Consider the following 20930-nt stretch of genomic DNA (forward strand, 5'->3'; position numbering starts at 1 on the left):
TAAAGGGTGCCATGAAATACCTAGCGATTTGGATTGTACAATTTTACCGTTATGTGATTTCGCCACTGAAACCACCATCGTGTCGCTTTCTTCCCACCTGTAGTGAATATTCTTTGGAATCATTCCGGCGTTTTGGTTTTATGCGGGGTAGCTATCTGACCGCGCGTCGCATTCTGCGCTGCCACCCTTTTCATCCGGGCGGAGTTGATATTGTTCCCGAAAAAATGGAGGTCTTCCGATGGATAAAAAAATGATTTTGGCGCTGGTGCTATCAATTATCGTATTGATTGGCTGGCAGATTCTCATCGTTGAGCCACAGTTTGAAGAACATCAGCGTCAGCTTGCGCAGAGTCAAGCTGCTGAAGCTGCCAATATGCCTGCGGCTGAAGAAGTGCCAATGGCCAACATCCCTTCGACCACGCTTCCGGCGACCCCTTCTGCGGTGCCCATGGAGATGGCCGCGACAATGGCGGCGGATGAATTTGTTGTATTTGAAACGGATGGTGCACGACTCACGTTCAGCCTTGCCGGTGCTGCGGTCACTTCAATTCAGCTTACTGAACACCTTGCTGATGGTACGGGTGGAGAGCTAGTGGAAATGCTTCATCCGCGCCAGGCGGCGTTCACTACACTCGTAGCGGGTCATCTTTCCAGTATGAATCTTGAGCGGCAGCGTTTTGAGGTTGTTGGGCGCTCGGCTGATGCCATTGCTTTTCAAACAATTCTTCCCGATGGCGCAATCCTTCAAAAGACCTATCACTTTCCTCGTCTGAGTGAAATGAAAATACAGTACCGTGTTGAGGGCGAGAGCGCATCGGGATTGCTATCGACTATCACCACGCTTCCATCTGCGGTTATTACTAACGTAAAAACGGACACGTTTTCGTATGCGGGTATGGTGCATAAGACGCTTGATTCTGGTTTGCAAAAAGTTGGTAGTTATGAAGATGTAAAAGCAATACAGGATATCCCGAATGCGCAATTTGCTGGAACCATGGATAAATTCTTTTTGCTGGCATTCTTGCCACAACAGGGGGAAGTATTCCGTATTTTCCCGGGCAACACGGTTCAGGCAGGTGGTTTAATTACTTCTATCGACCGTGATGTAATCGTCTTTTATGGTCCGAAAGAGAAGTCACTGCTCCAGCGTTACGCTGGTTTAGAGATGGACAAAAGTATCGACTATGGTTGGTTTGGTTTTATTGCTGCGCCGCTTATGAGTCTGATTCACTGGTTTTACGCGCTGACGGGGAATTATGGGGTGGCGATCATTTTGTTAACCGTGGTGATTAAAATCGTATTTTTTCCGCTGACGCACAAATCATATAAGGCAATGAAGAAGATCAGCAAGCTGCAGCCTGAAATGAAAAAGCTGCGCGAAAAGTTCAAAAATGACCCGCAAAAAATGAATGCCGCCGTTATGGAATTGTATAAAACCAATAAGGCGAATCCGATGAGCGGCTGTCTGCCTATCTTAGTGCAAATTCCGGTATTTTTTGCGCTGTATCAAAGTCTGTTGAATGCGATAGAATTGCGGCATGCTCCTTTTGCACTCTGGATTCAGGACTTGAGTGCTGCCGATCCCTATTATATAACACCGGTAATTATGGGCGCGACGATGTTCTTGCAGCAGAAACTCACCCCGTCAGCGATGGATCCAACGCAGCAGAAAATCATGCTGGCGCTTCCCGTCGTGTTTACTTTCTTGTTCTTCGGGTTCCCTGCGGGGCTTATTCTTTACTGGATTGTGAACAACGTGCTTTCGATAGCGCAGCAGTACTATATTAACAAAAAAGCCGACTGAGAGAAACAAGGAGTACGAACGAATGAAAGTGGTAGAAGTTGAAGGAAAATCGGTGGAAGAAGCTACCGAAGCGGCGCTAGAAAGACTCGGAGTAAGCCGCGACAAGGTCGTTATCGACATTCTGGAAGAGGGAGCCAAGGGGCTTTTTGGTTTAATCGGGAATCGGCCAGCGCGTGTTAAAGTGTCATACTCACCAACGCATGGCAAAGCAGAAGAAGCAAAAAATTATCTTCAGCATTTAGTTACAGCTATGGGTGTTGACGTTTCCCGCATCGACATTGAAGCTCTTGAAGAATCAGGCGAATGGAAGCTGCACATTAAGTCGACCGACGACACCGTACTCCGTTTTCATAATGGTGAAGTGCTCGAATCGCTGGCGTTTATTATTTCACGCCTCGTGAACCGCTCTGGTGACGATGTGGTTCGCCTAGCGATTGACTCGAACAACTTCTGGGAAGAGAGCGAGCTCGAGTTGCAGCGCTACGCCCTTGAATGCGCCACACGTGCTCAAGCTGAGCAGCATACCGTGGCACTGCGCCCGATGACGTCGCGCGAGCGTAAAATTATTCATGTGGCGCTGAAGGATATTGAAGGAATCAAAACGGTTTCAAGTGGCGAAGGGCATCGTCGCCGCGTCATTGTTGTACCAGAAGGCGCTGATCGTCGCTACCGCTCGCGTGGTCCGCGTGATGGTGAAAGTCGTGGCGAGTATCGCCCGCGTCGTAGCCAAGAAAACGACGGAGAGTAGCCATGAAATTTTTTATTGATACCGCCAATCGTACGGAAATTCGTGAAGCGAATAGTTGGGGATTGCTGGATGGCGTCACTACAAATCCTAGCTTAATGGCGAAAGAAAAAGGGAATGCGATTGATATTCTGCGCGAAATCTGCCGTGAAGTTCCCGGCCCAGTCAGTGCCGAAGTCAACGCTACCGATTATGCTGGCATGCTGAGCGAAGCAACTGAACTGGCGAAAATCGGTGACAATATCGTGATCAAGTTGCCGCTGACGCTTGATGGTTTGAAGGCCACGCGCTCGTTGAGCGAAAAAGGGATCAAGACAAATGTTACCCTTTGTTTTAGTGCGAATCAGGCGTTGATGGCTGCGAAAGCGGGCGCGACGTACGTCAGCCCATTTGTTGGCCGCCTTGATGATATTGGTACGGTTGGGATGGATTTAATTGCCCAAGTGCGGGCGATCTACGATAACTATGGCTATGAAACAGAGATTATCGTCGCTTCTGTCCGCTCGCCACTGCACGTCACCGACGCGGCATTAGCGGGCGCTGATATTGCAACGATCCCCTTTAAGGTGCTTGGGCAACTCGTCAATCACCCGTTAACCGATCGTGGTATTGAGGCGTTTCTGGCCGACTACGCTCGTTCACAGCAATAATACTGTTGTAAGCGCATCTTGCGCCTGCTTGTGTAAGGAAGCTGACACGTAAACCCTCATAAATAAAATGAGGGTTTATCTTTAATGGGTCAAATTATTATTTTCACTTTATTTAATAGTAATATGATAAGAAATATTTTTGTTAAATTTACTGTGTAAATAGAATTCATGGTTGACGATTTTAAAACAATTTTTTATACATGTGCTACTGCTTTTGTTGCGAGTGATTCCTCGGTGTGAGTGCCATGTGATCACGCTACAAAAGTGCTTTTATTACTTACAACAGGAATGCGTTATGGTTATGCCTCGAAAAAAAACCGACTATACTGTTCAATCCGTGTCTCATGCGCTCGATATTCTGGAAGAGTTCTGCCTGAATCGCGAGCCAGAAATGGGAGTTACTGAGCTTTCAAAAAAGCTAGAACTCCATAAAAACAATGTCTTTCGGCTCCTTGCAACGCTTGAATCGCGTGGGTACATTGAGCAGAATCAGGCAAATGGGAACTATCGCCTTGGGCTGCGCTCATTGGAACTTGGGCAGGTGTTTATCCGGCAGCTTGGCCTGGTGAAGCAAGCCCGCTCTGTGCTTGAAGAGGCTTCGCGCGAGTGCAATGAGTCTATTTATCTTGGTGTTCTGCGTGACTCTAACGTTGTCTATCTTGATATGGTAGAAACGACGCATCCTGTTCGCGTTGTGCCGCGCGTTGGCAGTATTGTGCCAGCATATTGCACGGCCATTGGAAAGGCTCAGATGGCGCACGATAGCACTGACGAGATCGCGCGTATTCTCAGTAAGTGCAAGCTTACGAAATGGACGCCCAAAACCATGGATAGTATGCCGGATATTTTGGAAGAGATTAAGCGGTGCGGCGAACGCGGCTACTCGCTTGACGACGAAGAGTACCAAGCCGGCGTCATCTGTGTTGGCGTCAGCGTGCGTGATTACACAAATACCGCCGTTGCGGGAATTAGCGTGACCGGCCCTGTGCAACGCATGTCCAGTGAGCGGATTGAGAAGGAAATCATCCCGCTCGTAACGCGTGCTGGTCGCGAGATTTCGCGTCGCCTTGGGTCTGTCTACTACGATTAACAAAGAGGAACCCCTTTCATGTATTATGCCTATTGGATGAATCAGACTACTTTTACACCCGGTAAAATACTGTGCGTGGCGCGTAACTATCGTGATCACGCCAAGGAAATGGGGAGTGATGCTCCTTCTGAACCTGTTTTTTTTCTGAAGCCATGCACGTCGATAGTGCCTGATCCGTCGAAGGCGATTATTCCGTCATGGACGAACGATTTCCAGCATGAAATAGAATTGGTTGTGCGTATTGGGCGCATGTGTCGTAATTGCACTGCAGCAGAGGCGGTGTCCGCTATTGATGGCGTGGCCGTTGGTATCGACTTTACTGCTCGTGATATGCAGCAGCGTCGCAAGCAAGCTGGCATGCCGTGGGAGCAGGCCAAAGCTTTCGATGGCGCTTGCCTCCTTTCTCCCTTTGTTGGAGCCGATGCGCTTGACTTGAGTGCGCTTGACCTTGATCTCTCGGTCAATGGCGTTGTGCGCCAGCAGGGAAATTCGAGCCAGATGGTGCATGATATTCCAGCGCTGATCGCGGCTGCCAGCCGCTACTTTACTCTTGAAGAAAACGACTTGATTATGACGGGAACGCCCGCCGGTGTTGGTCGATTGGAGCATGGAGATCGCGTTGTCGCCACTATTGCCGGTGTTGGTGCGCTGGATTTTGCGGTAGTGGACGAAGGTGCGGTGTGATGATTCGCCTTGCCATTTATCAAATGGATGTCGTTACCGCTGATCCTCGGGCGAATTATGAAAAAGTTGCCGCAACATTGGCGCGTACGCCATGCGATGTGCTGGTGTTGCCTGAATTGTGGAGTACGGGCTACTGTAATAAGGAATTCGCTGAGCTTGCTCCCGAGTGCGACGCAATAGAGGCAAAACTTGCCGCGCTTTCATCGCAGTATCATTGCACTATCATCGGTACGATGCTCCAGCAGCGCGGGAGTGCGATATATAATCACCTCACCGTCTGGAATAAAGGGACGCTTGAGCTTGTTTATGACAAGATCCACCTTTTTACCCTGTTGCGTGAAGAGAAATACCTGACTCCCGGTGGAGCAATCGCGCTGAGTGACACAGGAGTTCTGGGCGCGTATGGCGTTGGCATATGTTACGATCTACGCTTTCCTGAAATGTTCCGCGCCCTTTCTACAAATGGTGCCGGTGCGCTCTTCTTGCCGAGCCAGTGGCCGCTGGCGCGTGTCGATCATTTTCGCGCCCTTTGTATTGCCCGTGCGATTGAGAATCAGGCATATTTTATCAGCTGCAATAATGTTGGCAGCCTCCATGAGAATATGCAGTTTGCCGGCAACTCGATGGTGATTGATCCGTGGGGCAATGTGCTTGCGGAAGGGAGTCGCAATCATGAAGAGGTGCTCTGCGTCGAAATTGATCCCACGAAAAGCAGTGAAGTGCGTCGGATCATTCCGGTATTTCGCGACCGTCGTCCCGAATGCTACTGATGGAATCAGCGAATATTTTCCATTGCAGAGGGAAAACGGGTGTGGTAGTATCCCCTGTCGATTTTAAGGAAACAACGTTTACTTTTTATAAAGATCTGGAGGTAGGTACGTGGCCAGAAAGTGTGACATCTGCGGCAAAGGACCTCAAGTTGGAAACAACGTGAGCCATGCCAACAACAGAACGAAAAAGCGCTCTCTTCCGAACTTGAAGAGCAAGTTGGTAGAAGTCAATGGCAAGCCAATGCGTATTAAGATATGCACCGGCTGCCTGAGAACCCTTGACAAGGTAAGCTAAGTAGCGGATTTTGTCAGAGTGTCAAAAGCCCAGTGGAGTGAGTCCGCTGGGCTTTTTGCATTTCAGTTTATGCTGGTGGGTCGGATTGGTGCAGGTAGGCTTCCCGCGTTAGCCGTGCCGCATTGGCAGGGAAAATCGTAAAAGCAGGTGAGCCGTCGAGTATTTGGGCATTCACCAGATCCGTTGCTACGCCAGCGTGCTGCACACGGGCAAACGGAGGGCGGACAGACACGTCAAGCTGCCACGTATCACGAAAGTATTGTTTCACGGCCGACCTGCCAACGTATTCAGGTGGAAGCGTAAACGGCATGTACGCTTCGGGCGTTGCGGAGTAGTAGTGCTGGTGTTTTTCGTGCAGCCAGACGATGGTGGCGCGCGCCTGTCCTCTCCGTTGTTGTTTGATCTGTGGGTCTTGCGGGCTACGACTGACAGCGTTTGCATGGCAACACTGCGGGCGCAACGGGCAGGCCTCACAGTGTGGTTCTTTGCGGCAGACCACTCCTGCGAAATCCATCAGTAAGCCATTTAATTCCGGTAGATAGGGAAGTAAGGCTGTTTCTGCGTCAGCAAGCTCTGAGCTTTTACGTTTTTCGCCATACAGATAGCGCCCCAGTACTTTTTCGAGATTGGTGTCGCAGGCCAGTACCGCTTGCCCGAAGCCAAATGCTAGAATGGCGCGTGCGGTATACGACCCAATGCCGGGCAGGCGGCGCAGGGCGGTTTCATCGTTGGGAAACATTCCACCGTATTCGTGGCAGAGGCGTTGCGCGCACAGGAGCATATTGCGGCCGCGTTGATAGTAGCCAAGCCCGGCGTAGTAGGGCAGAAATTCTTCCCATGGCACATTTTGCAGGTCATGCAGTGAAGGGAAGCGGGTGATAAACCGCGTGTAGAAAGGGGTGACTCGGCTGACTTGCGTTTGTTGCAGCATCACCTCGCTCACCCAGATATGATATGGGCTCGCCGTGGCAGTACGCCAGGGGAGCCCTTCGCGACGAAACAGAGGAGCGTGAGCAGTGAGTGTGGCTCCTAGGAAATCGAGCGTCTCTGTGATCAGCACGCCCCAGCCCATTGCGTAAAATTCTGTAAGTCTTGCTCGATCATCCCTTGCAGCATGGCGCTTATACCGACACCCTCTTCGGCGCCATCTAAGTGCGGAAAATCAACCGTAATGATAGCGCTATCGCTGTCGGCACCTGCTTCAACGCCAAAGCGACTCAGAATAGACATGCCAAGTGCCTGATAGGTCGCCTCAACACGCCGTTCCGCATCATGGCACTGCCATGTAAAGGGAATTGGCCCCATCATGGTGATGGCACTCCACGAGCCGTTGGTTTGTGGCTCGACGGCGTCGATCATCATTGACCATTCCGGGTAGGCCGAAGGGTCTTTCAGCATTGCATAGACCTGATCTGGCGGGAGAGCTATCGGATAACGGCTCTGGTTCACGCTTTTCCTCCAAGACGGGTTAGGTATTCGGTCAAGCGCAAGGCGGCTTTACTTCCCTCGCCGACAGCAATGCCAATTTGCTTGTATTTGACGCTTGTGACATCGCCTGCAGCAAAAATCCCCGGTACGTTGGTTTCGTTGAGGCCGTTGACAACGATTTCGCCCATTTCATTTGTTTCTAATAAGTTATCTGCAAGCGCAAAGTTTGGTGAACGGCCGATTTCGACGAAAACACCATCAGTTGTAATTTCTTTGGTAACGCCGGTGTTCTTTTCTTTAATACGAATAGCGGTCAGGTATTGGCCATCGCCGATGATTTCGTCTGGGATATAATTTTCATACACATTGACGGGCAGCTCGGCAAGGCGATCCATCAGAATTGGTTCGCCGCGCAGTTGACTGCGGACAATAAGGTTAACCTCGCTGGCAATCTTCGCCATCTCCAGCGCAGCTTCGACGCCAGAAGTGCCGCCGCCGATGATAGTAACCACTTTTTTGCGGTACAGTGGGCCGTCGCAGGTGGTGCAGTAGGTTAATCCTTTGCCGTTATATTCATCTTCACCAGCGACGTTGATTTTCTTGGGTTTTGCCCCAGTCGCGATGATTACCGATTTGCCGGTATAGCGTTTGCCGTCAGTGGTGATGAATGTTTTTGTGTCGCCATGATCTTCAATTTTTTCGACAGCGGCACCGAGCTCGATATCGACGGCATATTTCCGGACGTGCTCTTCAAAGAGCATTGCCATTTCCCAGCCAGTGGAGTGGATAATGCCCAGATAATTTTCGACATCAAAGGTTTTGGTCAACTGTCCGCCGGAATCATAGGCCACAATCAGGGTAGAAAGGTTTTTGCGCGCAGTGTAAATGGCGGCCGAGGCACCCGCAGGGCCGAGTCCGGCAATAATGACATCATAGATTTTTTCGGTCGTATTCATGTATGACTCCTCCATAGAACAAGTTAAAATTGCACAACGGCACTGCCGTGTCCGCGCCGGATTTCCATTTTTCCGCCACCCTGAGCGCGGGCAGCCAATAAGGCCTCTACCAACCGAGGCAAAGTGCCGACTTCTTGCCCATTGATGGACATAATAAAATCGCCCTGCACTAACCCAGTTTTATCACCCCAGCTACGGCGAAGCACTTCTTTTATTTGCATCGCACGTTGTTGATAGGGCTCAACGCGCAATCCTAACCACTCTTCCAGTACTTTCAGGCCGTATTCAATCGGTAATGAACGCGCGGCCACCGGAATGCGCAGGAGTTCGCCGCGCCGCACAATGGTCAGCGTAATCGTGTCGTCCGGCGTGTAGTCGCCCACTTGCTCTAGAAAATCGGCTTCACTGGAAACGGGAATATTGCCAACTTGGATGATAATATCCTGTGGTTGTAACAAGCGTTGTGCGGCAAGTTGCTGGTCGATAATACGGCTGACGAGTACGCCATACGGCAGCGTATGGCCGCCAAACACGGTGCGCATCTGCTCGTTCAACTCCTGCACTTCTATGCCAATCCATGCCCGTTCAACTCGCCCATGACGTACCAGCGAGCGGTACACGCGCAGTGCTTTGTTTGAAGGAATGGCAAAGCCAATCCCCTGTGCATTGCGATAAATAGCCGTATTAATACCGATTAGATCGCCATTGATATTCAGGAGTGGCCCGCCACTATTGCCAGGGTTGATCATGGTGTCGGTTTGGATCAGATTGTTGAACATTCGGTCGTTATCCTGAATGGAGCGTCCTGTAGCGGAAACGATTCCCGTGGTTACGGTGTTTGAAAAGCCAAACGGATTACCGATGGCGACAACTGGTTCGCCAATCAGAATATGATCGGAATCAAATGGGCGGATGCACTGGAGCGGTTCGCCAGGGCTTGCTTGAATGCCCAATACGGCGATGTCGCTACGGCGGTCAAGTCCAATGAGTGTGGCAGTATAGCTACGGTTGTTGCTGGTGAAGACCGTGATCTCTGTCGCGCCATCGACCACATGCGTGTTGGTGAGAATGTGCCCTTGGCGGCAGTCGATAATTACTCCTGAGCCAAGCGAGCGGGCGCGATAGGTGCGGCGTGGATCGCGGAAAAAATTGCCAAAGAATTCTTGAAATACCGGATCATTAAACACAAACGGCACTGACTGTGTTTGCTTGACCGTTACCGTGGATATGTTGACAACGGCGCCGCCAACCTTTTCCACAACCTCAACCACCGGCGTGCGACGTGGATCGCCAAAGGCATTTGGCGTTATCGCTAAGTATATAATGAGGAAAAGTAAAAGAATACGGCTCATAGATTGATCCTTACGCAAAAAACNGTAAGGGATGATAATGCGCGGGTGAAATTACTTCTCTGATGCTTTTTTTTCCGATTCGGTGTGATGACTCTCGGTCTCTACCCCTTCGGTGCGTGGCGTGGCAATGCCAATATCGTCAGCGATGTAATCTTCTGGAGCGTCAATGGGTTTCTTGCTATTTTCATCGACTTCTTCAGGTTTTTCTTCTGGCTTTGTTTGTTCATCAGGAGTGAGGTCGGCCATCTCGCTGCTCAGGTGAATTTCTTCCAGCAATGAATCGTGAACCGTAATTTCCGCTTCTATTTTTTCCACCTGCTCGATAAGGCCAAGAAATTCTTCATTAAACTGGAGATTTCCCGTCTTGAGCAATTGATAGGTTAATTCCCCTAATTCCTGAAGCTTAGCGGATTTTTTCCGCTCAAGGTTGACGATTTCAAGCTTGAGTTTGCCGATTTTTGTCAGCTTAACCACTTCGTCTTTACTTTTTACAACCCCTTTACGAATCGATTCGTAAATTTTGTCAAGCGATCCGCGTGTATCTTTGGAATCCATGTGGCACCTCCGTGCTGGTTATGTAGCCGTGTTGACAATGCGACGACTGGTAAGCTCCCACCAGAATTCTTCTACGCCAACACGAGTGACGGATGAAAATGGCAAGAGAGTAACGCTGCGTGAACTGTAGCTCTTCTTGAGAACCGAAAGCCGTTTGTTCAGCTCAGACTTTCCGAGTTTATCTGTTTTTGTCGCCAGAATCAACACTGGCAATTGGACTTTTTCCAGCATTGCCAGCGCTTCGATATCGTTTTTCTGTGGCTCAAGGCGGGAGTCGATAATCAGTACTGCCAGTACGAGCGCCTTGCGGTGAGCCAGATAGTGGTAGATGGTTTTATTCCATTCCTGCCGCTGCGCTTGTGAAACCTTTGCGTAGCCATAGCCCGGCATATCGACAAAGTAGGCTTCATCGTTAATATTAAAGTAGTTAAAGAGCCGTGTGCGCCCTGGAGTTTTGCTGGTTCTGGCGACTGAATTGCGGCGCAGCACCGAATTCAGGCAGCTCGATTTGCCGACATTGGAACGACCAAGAAAAACCACCTCGGGGCGATCTTCGGTTGGGCATTTGTCGAGCGATGGTGCCGAAGTGATGAATTCGACCTTATTCGCATTGTAGATAGTTTTCGGCTCGTTGGTCATGTCTCAATTCCTTCGTGAGTACCCTGTTGGATACGAAAAAAGGGAACCATTCGGTTCCCCTTCTGTTTTTAGCCCTGCATTCTGCGGAGCTTGTTGAGCAATTTCTGCTGCTTGCGCTTTGCTTTCAGAAGCTTGCGTCTTCTGGCTTCGGTTGGCTTTTCGTAGAAGGTATATTTCTTCATCTCACGAATCAGACCTTCCCGTTCAACTTTCCGCTTAAATGCTTTCAACGAATCGCTGATGTCGTCGCCATCCACTCGGATAAATGCGTTGACGCTCACGATCAATCACCCCATTTCTGTATACATTAGCCGGAATAGTTAGCATAGTGCCGCGCGCGAAGTCAAACTATTTTCGACCGCGTGAGCGGGTGGCTACACGCCAAAGACTTTGCAGCGGGCATGGAAACATCCGACAAACTCACGGTGGTAGCGATGGAAGAGTTCGTCGCTAAAGGCTTTCGCATCGTGTATGCCAAGTTCCGGCAGCGAGATGGTCGGCACCGGGGTGTTGTGTGAAGAGAGATTAAAGCCGCAGTGGATCAGCGTTGAAACACGCGAGGCAGTGGCAATGGAGACCGACAGTTTTCTATCGTTGGCGTAGATATCGTCGCCACGGCGCGCAACCGGTGCGCCATGTTCGCGGAGTAAATCGGTGACCAGCGAGATAAAGAGTCGTTGCAAAAAGACCGTCGCGAGGAGGTCGATATCGAAATATTCGTGAATGCAGTGGAGCATAGATTCGGAATATATTGGTGCGTTCTGCGCCACATCATCGCTATCGACAAGGTGTTCAAGTTCAACGCGGCAACCGCCGAGAAAGGCAACCGCCCCATTTCCCATTACCCCGCCACTGGTGCGCGGAAAAAGTTCGCGCAGTTGTGTACCGTCGTAAAAGAGCGGTTTTTCCAGAAAGGTGTACGCAAACGACACGGGCTAGTCCCCAATCATAGCGCGTAGTTGTTCGACACCCAGCCATTCGGCGTTATTATCGCTGGAGTAGACGAATCCTTCTGGCACTGGTGTTCCCTGAATTTTTGTTTTCCCTTTCCACCACCACGCTTGTGGGAGAATAACATAACGATCATCGAGTTCGACGGCGCTACGGGCATCGTCTTCTGGCACCATAACTTCATGCAGCTTTTCGCCGGGGCGAATGCCTGTTACGACTTGTTGGCAATTTGGTGCAATGGCGAGCGCTAAATCCATAATATTCATAGAAGGGATTTTCGGGACGAAAATTTCGCCGCCGTGCATCATTTGGAATGAAGAGAGGACGAATTGCACCCCTTGCTCCAACGTGATCCAAAAGCGGGTCATCCGTGAATCGGTAATCGAAATCTCTTCGCCTGTGGCGGCCTTGGCTTTGAAAATAGGGATAACGCTGCCGCGCGAGCCGATGACGTTGCCGTAGCGCACAACCGAAAATATCGGGCTTTTGCCGCCGCTGTACGCATTGCCCGCGATAAAGAGTTTGTCGGAACAGAGTTTGGTGGCACCGTAGAGGTTGACGGGGTTGGCGGCTTTATCGGTCGAAAGGGCAATAACTTTTTTGACATCGGCTTCAAGGCACGCTTCGATGATATTTTGCGCCCCGAGAATGTTGGTCTTGACGGCTTCAAACGGGTTATATTCGCAGGCGGGAACTTGCTTGAGCGCAGCGGCGTGAATCACATAGTCAATCCCTTTGAGCGCCATAGTGAGCCGTTGCTTGTCGCGCACATCGCCAAGGAAATAGCGGACTTTAGGGTTTGACAGCGTTTCCTGCATTTCAAATTGCTTCAGCTCGTCACGCGAATAGACGACGACGCGCTTGGGCTGATGGTCGCGTAGCAGAATTTCGATACATTTTTTCCCAAAAGAGCCTGTGCCACCAGTAATCAGGATGCTTTTTCCGTCAAGAAAGCTCATGTGGTCACCTCGTAATTGTTGCAAGAGCGCTCTATTAGCGCTGTTCTAAGAGTTGTGACTTTTCGGGTCGTGCCGCAAGACTCTCCGCAAGCGTGGCGAGCGCACGGTATTCAAAACGGGTAATTTCCCCATCTTGCATGTAAATATCGAGCCGCCGTTGTACTTCCGGCCATGTTTCTGCGTAGGCGCGAATTTCGGCATATTGATCGTTGCTGATTTCTACACCGTCAAAGTAGAGCTTCGTACTTATCCCCAAAAGAAGCACCAGAATGGCTGCTGATACCCAGTGGAGGCCACCAAGCTTTTCTTCGCGCCACCATCCACTGATGAGGATGAAGAGGAGAAGCAGAATGATACCACCGAAGATGAATGTCATTATTCTCTCCTTTACAAACGTTTACAGCCCAGAAAAACCCTGCTCGCGAGTTTTGGCAAATACCACGTCCGGCCATTGTTCCTGAACGTATTTAAGCTGCCAAGCGTTTGGAGCAAGGTACGTCAGATGATCCTCGGCGTCTAGTGCCAGATTGGCTCGACATTTTTTTTCAAAATCGGCCAGCATCTTCTTGTCCGCACATTGAATCCAGCGAGCGGTGGAATATTCGACTGGCATATAGTGCGCCTCGACCGAGTACTCATTTTTCAGGCGTGCGACCGTTACTTCAAACTGCAAAATCCCGACTGCGCCAAGGATAAAGTCATTGCCCATCAGCGGACGGAAAACCTGTACCGCTCCCTCTTCGGCAAGCTGTACTAGCCCTTTTTGCAGTTGCTTCGCCTTCATCGGATTGTCCAGCACCACTTTTTTAAAGTGTTCTGGGGCGAAGTTGGGAATGCCGGTAAATTGTAATAACTCTTTTTCCGTGAAGGTATCGCCGATTTTGATCGTACCGTGATTATGCAGGCCGATGATATCGCCGGAAAACGCCTCTTCGACATTGGCGCGATCCTGCGCCATGAAAATCGTAGCGTTGGCAATAGAAACATCTTTGCCGATGCGGTGATGGCGCAGCTTCATGCCACGGGTGAATTTGCCGGAGCAAATACGCAAAAAGGCAATGCGGTCGCGGTGCGCGGGATTCATGTTGGCCTGAATTTTGAACACAAAACCGGAGAATGAAGCTTCGTCCGGTGCAATCATTCGAGACGTGGTTGGGCGCGGACGCGGAGCAGGCGCCAGTTCTACCAGTGCATCAAGCAGTTCGCGTACGCCAAAGTTATTGATAGCACTGCCGAAAAATATCGGCGTCTGGCCACCGTTCAGGAATTGCTCCGGATCAAACGGACTGGCCGCCCCTTCCAGGAGTTCAATATCAGTACGCAGATCGTCAGCTTGCGAACCAAGGTGTTCGTCCAGCAAGGGACTGTCGAGCGAGTCGATTAGCACCACATCGCTGTGACGTTCCGATTTTTTGGACTGGAACAGGCACAGCGAACGGGTAAAAAGGTTATATACCCCGCGAAACGATTTCCCCATGCCAATCGGCCACGTCATCGGCACGCATTCCACCTGCAATTTATTTTCGATATCTGCCAGAATGTCGAGGGGCGCAAGCCCTTCGCGGTCGAGCTTATTGATGAACGTCAGGATTGGCGTGTTGCGCATGCGGCACACTTCCATCAACTTTTCCGTCTGCGGTTCAACCCCTTTCCCGCTGTCAATCACCATCATGGCGCTATCAACCGCCGAAAGAACGCGGTAGGTATCTTCAGAAAAGTCTTGGTGGCCGGGGGTATCAAGCAAGTTGACTTCAAAATCGCGGTAGTCAAATTTCATCACCGACGACGTCACCGAAATCCCGCGCTCCTGTTCAATCTTCATCCAATCGCTGGTGGCGTGACGATCTGACTTGCGCGACTTGACCGTTCCCGCCATCTGAATCGCGCCGCCAAAAAGCAGCAGCTTTTCGGTCAGTGTGGTTTTTCCGGCGTCCGGGTGTGAAATAATGCCAAACGTGCGGCGGCGGGCGACTTCATTTGCAATGATACTTTGCACAGTAGAATCCTTGTCTGGTTAAAAATAGAAAAAGGCACGGACTCGTGCCAGCAAAACGCAATGCAAAATGGTTGGAGCGGGAAAATTGGTTGACTATCCCGAACAGTGGGCTCTGCCAAGCTGAGCGACACTCCAAACATAATGGCTACGTATGATAAACCATTAGCGAATCATGTCAACTTTGAATTCAATTTGGGTGTGGGGTTGGGGGGGGGTGGAGGAATCCACAGGCAAGGATACTCAAGTTCGGTGGATCCCTTACCATGTGAACGAGTTGGTGGAGCGGGGGAATCGAACCCCCTATTCGTGGCGTATGCTCTTATGTAAGCGAAGTTTGCCAATTAATACTGCGTATCTTGTTTGGGTAGAGGTTTGCTACCAAGCACTCCAGAGACGCCACAACCCCAAGCCAAGCACGTACGAATGAGTTAGTCATAATGGTCTCCTTTACTATTGAAAGTGTAAAGCGAACCTCTACCCCAAACGATACGCCAATATTTAAGCTACACTTCGCTATATGCCATAAGTTGTTTAAAACTAGGGAGTATATTTTGTTTTTTGACACCGTGGGCAGGGTGGCAATGTATCCGTCTTGTCATTTAGCACAACAACCTGCCCGCAATTATCGCAAGTATATGTCCCTAGTCCTGGTTTTTCGCCTGTGTTAGACATTTTTCCTCCTTATGATTTTTGAGGCGGCATGAATTGCGAATCAATCATAACTCAGAAAATTATATCCTGCACCTCCCTATTTTATCAACAAGAAACATGGTAGAGCGCATTTGTCGTTAATGGCAAGGTTGTGGCTCCAACCAATTTCTCGCACCAGTGGTGCGAGTTTTTCTCGTACAGAGTAGGTTTCGAAAAATGCTTTCATCCGCCAGAGGTTGGAAGCTGAAAAGCCACCTATACCGGGGAACTCCGTCTGTAAGTCGACGGCGAGCAGCTCCACCACGGATTTACCCCAACCTTCAGCATTCTGCCGTTCGACGATCATCTGCCCAATGTCCCAATAGAGGCCGACCAGTTGCTTGTTGACCGCCTTGAGGGCTTCGTATTGGGCGGAGCGGATGCGCTGTTTGATCTCGGTCAGTAGGTGTGGGTAGTCGCCCGGTTTGTCGAAGCTGTTTGCTGGAGTTTTGTCGGTCGGCTTCATGGTTAATCCCTCCTTGCATTTTCAATCAGGTTATCGTTTTTCTTGAATTCCCTGTGCCGCTGCCAGCAATTGCCCCAGTGCCAGCGCGCCATCGTTGGGCGGATAGATGCGCGGGAGGTAGATTGGCAGGCCGGTTTCCCGCAGTGCTTCCAACGCCAACGTGCACAACACGCGATTTTGAAAAACGCCACCACAAAGCACGACTGGAAGCCCTTCTTGGCGGGCAAGGGTGACGATCAGTTTCGCCAAGGTGTGGAAAAACCGCGTGGCTCCTACGGTGGGGTTTTGTTCCAGCATCAGCGCGCGCGCCATGGGGCGTGGGTCGATCAGCATACCGTCGATTGGCATGGGGTAAGGTTTTACGTGTAGATTGGGGTCGAAGTGGGCTTCGAGTCGCATCGGGGCGTCGGCGTCGTGCCGCGCAATGTGACACAGGCCAAGGAGGCTGGCGGCGATATCAAAAAGCCGTCCCATCGATGTGGTGCGGATGGTGGTGGGTTTGCTGGCCAGCCCCGCAAGAAGGTGAATTTCCTGCGGCGTGAAGGTGGCAAGCGCGCGATCATCGGTTGGGATAGCGGCGGCACCGAATATTTCGCAGAGCATACCTAATGCACTGCGGCGCGGTTCACGCGCACATTTTTCGCCGCCGGGGAGTGGGAATGGTCGCAGATGGGCGAGTCGTTGAAATCCTTGGGGGTCGACGCGTAGCACTTCGCTGCCCCAGATCATGCCATCGCTGCCATAGCCGGTGCCATCCCACGCCAGTCCCAGCACGGGTTCGTTCAGTTGGTATTCTGCCATAACGGCCAGAATGTGTGCGTGGTGATGCTGCACGCGCACGAGTGGCAGCCCTTGCTGGGTCGCCCAGCGCGTGGTGTCGTAGTTGGGGTGCAGGTCGCATGTGATCTGCTGCGGTTCAAAGCGGTAGAGGCGGTAGAGTGTTTCGCGCATTCTGTCAAACGTGGCAAAGCTTTCCAGCGTGTCAAGGTCGCCGATATGCGGGCTGAGAATGGCCTGATCGTCCCAACCGATGGCGATGGTGTTTTTCTGCTGCCCGCCAACAGCCAGCGTTGGCACGGCGAGTGGGATGGGTAGGCGGGTGGGATGGGGCGCCATGCCGCGCCCTTTGCGCACGGGCAGCGGGCGGTCGCCAATGACGGCAATCACGCTGTCGTCGCAGCCGTTGACGATTTCGCGGTCGTGGTCGAGGACGGCGTCGTACACGCCTGTCAGATGGCGAGCGAGCGTGTCAAATTCGGTGATGATCGGTTCGTCGGCAATGTTAGCGGATGTCGCGATAATCGGTGTACCCAGTTGTTCCAGTAAGAGCATGTGGAGTGGCGTGTAGGGGAGAAATGCCCCGATCCACGGCAGGTCGGGGGCGACGTGCGAGCTGAGTTGCTGGGCGCCGTCGTCATGGCGTGTGGTGATCAGCACGATAGGGTGGGCGGGGTGTTGCAGCTGCCGCCGCTCTTCCGGCGTGGGCTGAAGGTACGCATTCAGCTGATCAATAGTGGGAAACATGACGGCAAACGGTTTGGTCGGACGGCGTTTGCGCTGGCGCAAGGTTGCCACGGCATAGTCATTGGTGGCATCGCAAATCAGGTGATAGCCGCCAAGGCCGCGCAAAGCGATGATGCCACCACGCTGAATCCATGCGGCGGCTTGGTGCAGGGCGTTTTCGCCAGTGGCGCACTCCTGGCCCGTGCTATCGCGCAACCAAAGGCGCGGACCGCAGGCAAAACAGCTCACGGGCTGGGCGTGAAAGCGGCGATTGGCGGGGTCGTGATATTCCGCGGCACACGCCGGACACATCGAAAACGGTGCCATCGATGTTGCGGGGCGGTCATACGGTAAAGTGTGCAGGATCGAGTAGCGCGGCCCGCAATTGGTGCAGTTGATAAACGGATAGCGGTAGCGGCGGTTGCGGGGATCGTGCATTTCGGTGACACACTCATCGCACAGGGCAATGTCGGGCGGCACGGAGACGGTTATGTGGTGGGCGCTGTGCTCGGTGAGATTGATGTGAAAACCCTGCTGTATTTGATAGGGAATCTCATTGTGCTGTTGTGTGGCAATATGCGCCATGGCGGGGAGTGCGGTGGGGAGCGAGGTGAGGAATTGTTCGATGGCGCTGCTCAGGCCGTGGAGTTCGGCGGTAACGCCGGTAGCAGTGTTGCGGACTTCTCCATCAAGTCGGAGTTCTTTGGCGAGCCTGGCGATGGCGGGGCGGAATCCGACCCCCTGCACCGTACCGGTAAAGTGAAGGCGGATTCCTTTGAGGTGAGCAAGCATATTAGCGTTTCGATGGTTTTGCGTTCATGGCATCAGCAAAGGCGAAGCAGGCTTCAGCAGAAACAAAGCCGGAAGTCACCTGCTCTATCACCTGCGCGAGTTTGAGCGAAGGGTAGTGAATGCCCCGTTCAATAGCGCTGATATGGGCGCGCGAAACGTGTAGCAGGTCGGAAAGATCAGCCTGTGTCATATTGCGCGTGATGCGGTATTCGTAGAGTGGATGGATTGGTATGGCTTTAAATTTCATGGAATCCTCCCCGTTCATTTCTCATGCGCTACACCCAGTATAAATATGAGAATTGAATGGATTTGTGTCAATTGTTAATTGTGTTATTTCCAGAAACCTATTCGGCCTACTTGCATGGCAAGTATCCGATTTGTCCAAATCCCTCCGGTTAACACGGGAGTCAGCGTTTGCGAAGCGTCGGCAAGCTGGCTGGCAACAGCATGGGCGGTAAAGTCTGCAAAGCTTTCAATGCAACCAAAAGCAATAGCCGCTGGCGAAGCGCCCGCCATGCGATAGCTGATGACGGAACGCAGCAGCCAACGGGGATCGAACAGTGCCTCGAATGATGTGCCCTGCGGCGCACCGTACTGCAAGCGCAGCCCTTTGGCAAAGGGTTGCTGGAGGGCGATGGATTCAAGTTCGGCGGCATCGTCATCGAGCGTATTTTGGGCATTTCCTTGTCCGAGAATGCGGCTGGCAACGCCCCAGACGTGCCAGACACTGCCAAGGTGCAGCGGGGTGTGATCGTGGCTCAGATGTTGCCAAATTTCGGGATAAGTAGCGCGAAAAGTTTCTAAAAGACGCGCGGCACCTTCGTCGAGCGTGGCAATGCTCTGCACCAGTCCGGCGACAGTTTGCGTTTGGTCGATGGCGCACGGCACGGCTGTTTGCTGCCCATCATGGCCGATTTGGTAGAGTGCTAACGCTTCACTCCCGAGTGGAGCGTGACAGACGATCGTTCCGGCCACTTCGTTGTGCGGCAGCGCATGGAGGTCGAGCGACCGCTGGCCGTCGCGAATACGTAGTGTGCTGTCGGTGCAGGCTATGCGTGGCCGCTGTTCCGGCTGAAAGAGTTCGCCGCTGAAACTCAGCCGATAGCTGGCATTTTCTGGATCATCGCATGGCCATGTCACCAGTGGCAGCGATTCAGCATCGGCTAGCGGTTGTGCTATCAAAAAAAGCATTAGGTCGTCGGGTAAGGCGCACCATATACCGCCCCAATCGCTGTGTGTGCGTTGGCGGAGTGCTTCGCGGACGGGGACAAAGAGGGCAGGTTTTTCGATGGTAGCGCAGAGTTTTTCTTCTTCTGGGGTGGCGTGTGTCCAACGCGATATCCCACTGAGATCGGCAAAAATAAGGGTTGCGCCGCGACGATTCCGAGCACTTTGGGCGTCAATCATTGCGACTTCCTGCCAGCCACTGAATGTGTGCACCGCGACTGATTCTCCCTGACGCAAGGTTTCCACGCATTGTTGAAAAAGGAGGGGGAATTCTTCGCTCGCATGCGCCACGGTGCCGACGCCGTTTGGTTCATGCCATTCCAGAGTCCGTGGTTGTGGCGCAAGGCTCTTTGTGTACCCACAACAGGGGCAGAAATGAAACGGATTGGTATATGCGTGGCTGTGCGGATCGTTTACATTCGCAACACAATGGGCGCACGGTGGAATATTGAGTGGTATGTTTGGTAGGTTCCACTGTTCGTTTTCAGCGGGCCACTCGGTTGCGATAGTGACGTTCGCTTCACTCAAAAAAAGCGATGTCGGGATTTCGAGCGCCAAGACTTCGCCAAATTGACCGAGCGCTTCGGCGGTGCCACGTGCAAAGAGCAGTGTTTGTGTCTGGCGACGGACAAGCTGTGTTTCCAGAGTGGGTGCGGCGCTCATGCAGCGTTGCAAAAAGCGTTCAATAATTCCGGTATCCGCACAATTTTCAAAGGTAAAGAGGAGTGTATGGTTCATCGTGATGTCTCCAGCGAAGGTTGGCAGCTTTTTTGTGCCAATTCGGTTAGTGTTTTTTCGGCAATGCGTGTGGTTTGGACGCCTAAACCGTGCAAATGTGCCAGAAGTTTTTTCTCCATAACGGCTGCGCCGTGCAATACGGCAGGTGTCATAACAAAAGAGGTTTCGGCAATCACTTCAGGGACAACTCCCAAAATGAATGTGGTTGGCCGGTCGCCCGCCATATCCATCATGGTGAGGGTGTGCAGCATTTCCACTTCGTGGGCACTCCCCTGCCAGCGGATGGCGTCGGGGATAACGGCATAATCAAAAAAATAGACCTCGCCAACGGCACTGTTCGCCACGTCTACGGTGTCAAGAATGACAACATGATCGTACGCGGCGATGGTGGGAATCAAGTGGTGCGCCAGTGTGCCACCATCAAGAATATCTACTTGATGTGGTCCATCGTAGCGATAGTTGGTAATCATGAGCGTAGCCAAATGTACGCCCACCCCTTCGTCACCAAAGAGGACATTGCCGATGCCGAGCAGGAGAATTTTCATGGTAACCTCGTTTGGTGAAATTGGGCGTTGCTGCGGGCATTTCTAGCACTCGGATAGCTGCGCATCAAGGTTTTTATCCGGTACAGGTGGGAGTA

At 51.8% G+C, this 20930-nt stretch carries 24 protein-coding genes and 1 pseudogene; 8 read left to right on the forward strand and 17 right to left on the reverse strand.

The window, feature by feature from the left end; translation table 11 throughout:
- The first annotated feature begins 11 nt into the window (after positions 1 to 11).
- The 8 genes from yidD (at position 12) to rpmB (ending at position 6038) form a co-directional block, all read left to right on the forward strand.
- Complete coding sequence (yidD, locus tag P304_RS0108420) at positions 12 to 254, forward strand: membrane protein insertion efficiency factor YidD (RefSeq protein WP_027390183.1); 243 nt, start codon at positions 12 to 14, stop codon at positions 252 to 254.
- The gene (gene yidC, locus P304_RS16230) at positions 239 to 1804 is read left to right on the forward strand and encodes a membrane protein insertase YidC (RefSeq protein ID WP_051321542.1); all 1566 of its coding nucleotides are present in this window, start codon (positions 239 to 241) and stop codon (positions 1802 to 1804) included. Before yidD ends, yidC begins: the two co-directional genes overlap by 16 nt.
- 22 nt (positions 1805 to 1826) lie before the next feature.
- Positions 1827 to 2552 (forward strand): RNA-binding cell elongation regulator Jag/EloR, encoded by a 726-nt coding sequence (gene jag / locus P304_RS0108430; protein WP_027390184.1) that lies wholly within the window; start codon positions 1827 to 1829, stop codon positions 2550 to 2552.
- 2 nt (positions 2553 to 2554) lie between these two features.
- The gene (fsa, locus tag P304_RS0108435; RefSeq protein ID WP_027390185.1) at positions 2555 to 3199 is read left to right on the forward strand and encodes a fructose-6-phosphate aldolase; all 645 of its coding nucleotides are present in this window, start codon (positions 2555 to 2557) and stop codon (positions 3197 to 3199) included.
- Positions 3200 to 3500: 301 nt separating this feature from the next.
- A complete protein-coding gene (locus P304_RS0108440; RefSeq protein WP_027390186.1) occupies positions 3501 to 4289 on the forward strand; it encodes an IclR family transcriptional regulator in 789 nt (262 codons plus the stop codon).
- Positions 4290 to 4307: 18 nt separating this feature from the next.
- On the forward strand, positions 4308 to 4973 hold the full coding sequence (locus P304_RS0108445) for a fumarylacetoacetate hydrolase family protein (RefSeq protein WP_027390187.1): 666 nt from the start codon (positions 4308 to 4310) through the stop codon (positions 4971 to 4973).
- A complete protein-coding gene (locus P304_RS0108450; RefSeq protein WP_051321543.1) occupies positions 4973 to 5743 on the forward strand; it encodes a carbon-nitrogen family hydrolase in 771 nt (256 codons plus the stop codon). Before P304_RS0108445 ends, P304_RS0108450 begins: the two co-directional genes overlap by 1 nt.
- Positions 5744 to 5852: 109 nt before the next feature.
- The gene (gene rpmB / locus P304_RS16670; protein ID WP_084417635.1) at positions 5853 to 6038 is read left to right on the forward strand and encodes a 50S ribosomal protein L28; all 186 of its coding nucleotides are present in this window, start codon (positions 5853 to 5855) and stop codon (positions 6036 to 6038) included.
- A 67-nt stretch (positions 6039 to 6105) separates the two neighbouring features.
- Here rpmB and P304_RS16235 read toward each other — a convergent pair whose 3' ends face one another.
- The 17 genes and pseudogenes from P304_RS16235 to P304_RS0108530 all read right to left on the reverse strand — a co-directional run bounded on the left by P304_RS16235 (position 6106) and on the right by P304_RS0108530 (position 20835).
- The gene (locus tag P304_RS16235; protein ID WP_160165042.1) at positions 6106 to 7098 is read right to left on the reverse strand and encodes an HhH-GPD family protein; all 993 of its coding nucleotides are present in this window, start codon (positions 7096 to 7098) and stop codon (positions 6106 to 6108) included.
- Positions 7092 to 7487: an SRPBCC family protein gene (locus P304_RS0108460; RefSeq protein WP_027390189.1), complete on the reverse strand. Its 396-nt coding sequence runs from the start codon at positions 7485 to 7487 to the stop codon at positions 7092 to 7094. Before P304_RS0108460 ends, P304_RS16235 begins: the two co-directional genes overlap by 7 nt.
- Positions 7484 to 8422: an NAD(P)/FAD-dependent oxidoreductase gene (locus P304_RS14775; protein ID WP_034764839.1), complete on the reverse strand. Its 939-nt coding sequence runs from the start codon at positions 8420 to 8422 to the stop codon at positions 7484 to 7486. Before P304_RS14775 ends, P304_RS0108460 begins: the two co-directional genes overlap by 4 nt.
- A gap of 23 nt (positions 8423 to 8445) precedes the next feature.
- On the reverse strand, positions 8446 to 9774 hold the full coding sequence (locus P304_RS14780; protein WP_034764841.1) for a trypsin-like peptidase domain-containing protein: 1329 nt from the start codon (positions 9772 to 9774) through the stop codon (positions 8446 to 8448).
- 51 nt (positions 9775 to 9825) lie between these two features.
- On the reverse strand, positions 9826 to 10329 hold the full coding sequence (locus P304_RS0108475; RefSeq protein WP_027390190.1) for a hypothetical protein: 504 nt from the start codon (positions 10327 to 10329) through the stop codon (positions 9826 to 9828).
- 18 nt (positions 10330 to 10347) lie between these two features.
- Entirely contained in the window at positions 10348 to 10968 is a 621-nt protein-coding gene (yihA, locus tag P304_RS0108480) for a ribosome biogenesis GTP-binding protein YihA/YsxC (protein ID WP_027390191.1), read from the reverse strand.
- Between the two features lie 68 nt (positions 10969 to 11036).
- On the reverse strand, positions 11037 to 11249 hold the full coding sequence (rpsU, locus tag P304_RS0108485; RefSeq protein WP_027390192.1) for a 30S ribosomal protein S21: 213 nt from the start codon (positions 11247 to 11249) through the stop codon (positions 11037 to 11039).
- A gap of 93 nt (positions 11250 to 11342) precedes the next feature.
- Entirely contained in the window at positions 11343 to 11900 is a 558-nt protein-coding gene (locus tag P304_RS0108490) for a DUF366 family protein (protein ID WP_027390193.1), read from the reverse strand.
- Positions 11901 to 11903: 3 nt separating this feature from the next.
- The gene (gene pseB, locus P304_RS0108495) at positions 11904 to 12878 is read right to left on the reverse strand and encodes a UDP-N-acetylglucosamine 4,6-dehydratase (inverting) (RefSeq protein ID WP_027390194.1); all 975 of its coding nucleotides are present in this window, start codon (positions 12876 to 12878) and stop codon (positions 11904 to 11906) included.
- Positions 12879 to 12912: 34 nt separating this feature from the next.
- Positions 12913 to 13254: a hypothetical protein gene (locus tag P304_RS0108500; RefSeq protein ID WP_027390195.1), complete on the reverse strand. Its 342-nt coding sequence runs from the start codon at positions 13252 to 13254 to the stop codon at positions 12913 to 12915.
- Between the two features lie 21 nt (positions 13255 to 13275).
- Positions 13276 to 14874, reverse strand: a complete 1599-nt coding sequence (locus tag P304_RS0108505; protein WP_027390196.1) for a peptide chain release factor 3 — start codon at positions 14872 to 14874, stop codon at positions 13276 to 13278.
- Between the two features lie 537 nt (positions 14875 to 15411).
- Entirely contained in the window at positions 15412 to 15546 is a 135-nt protein-coding gene (locus P304_RS17675; RefSeq protein WP_084417637.1) for a zinc ribbon-containing protein, read from the reverse strand.
- 106 nt (positions 15547 to 15652) lie between these two features.
- Positions 15653 to 16030 (reverse strand): annotated as a pseudogene (locus P304_RS0108510) (DUF1016 N-terminal domain-containing protein); the annotation flags it as partial.
- A gap of 30 nt (positions 16031 to 16060) precedes the next feature.
- Positions 16061 to 18325, reverse strand: a complete 2265-nt coding sequence (gene hypF / locus P304_RS0108515) for a carbamoyltransferase HypF (protein ID WP_027390198.1) — start codon at positions 18323 to 18325, stop codon at positions 16061 to 16063.
- A 1-nt stretch (position 18326) separates the two neighbouring features.
- Positions 18327 to 18572, reverse strand: a complete 246-nt coding sequence (locus P304_RS0108520; protein WP_034764846.1) for a helix-turn-helix transcriptional regulator — start codon at positions 18570 to 18572, stop codon at positions 18327 to 18329.
- 83 nt (positions 18573 to 18655) lie between these two features.
- The gene (locus P304_RS0108525; RefSeq protein ID WP_027390200.1) at positions 18656 to 20290 is read right to left on the reverse strand and encodes a hypothetical protein; all 1635 of its coding nucleotides are present in this window, start codon (positions 20288 to 20290) and stop codon (positions 18656 to 18658) included.
- Positions 20287 to 20835: a HyaD/HybD family hydrogenase maturation endopeptidase gene (locus P304_RS0108530; RefSeq protein WP_027390201.1), complete on the reverse strand. Its 549-nt coding sequence runs from the start codon at positions 20833 to 20835 to the stop codon at positions 20287 to 20289. The genes P304_RS0108525 and P304_RS0108530 overlap by 4 nt, the downstream gene beginning before the upstream one ends.
- Between the last annotated feature and the right edge of the window lie 95 nt (positions 20836 to 20930).

The organism is Chrysiogenes arsenatis DSM 11915 (assembly GCF_000469585.1).
Classification (GTDB): Bacteria; Chrysiogenota; Chrysiogenetes; order Chrysiogenales; family Chrysiogenaceae; genus Chrysiogenes; species Chrysiogenes arsenatis.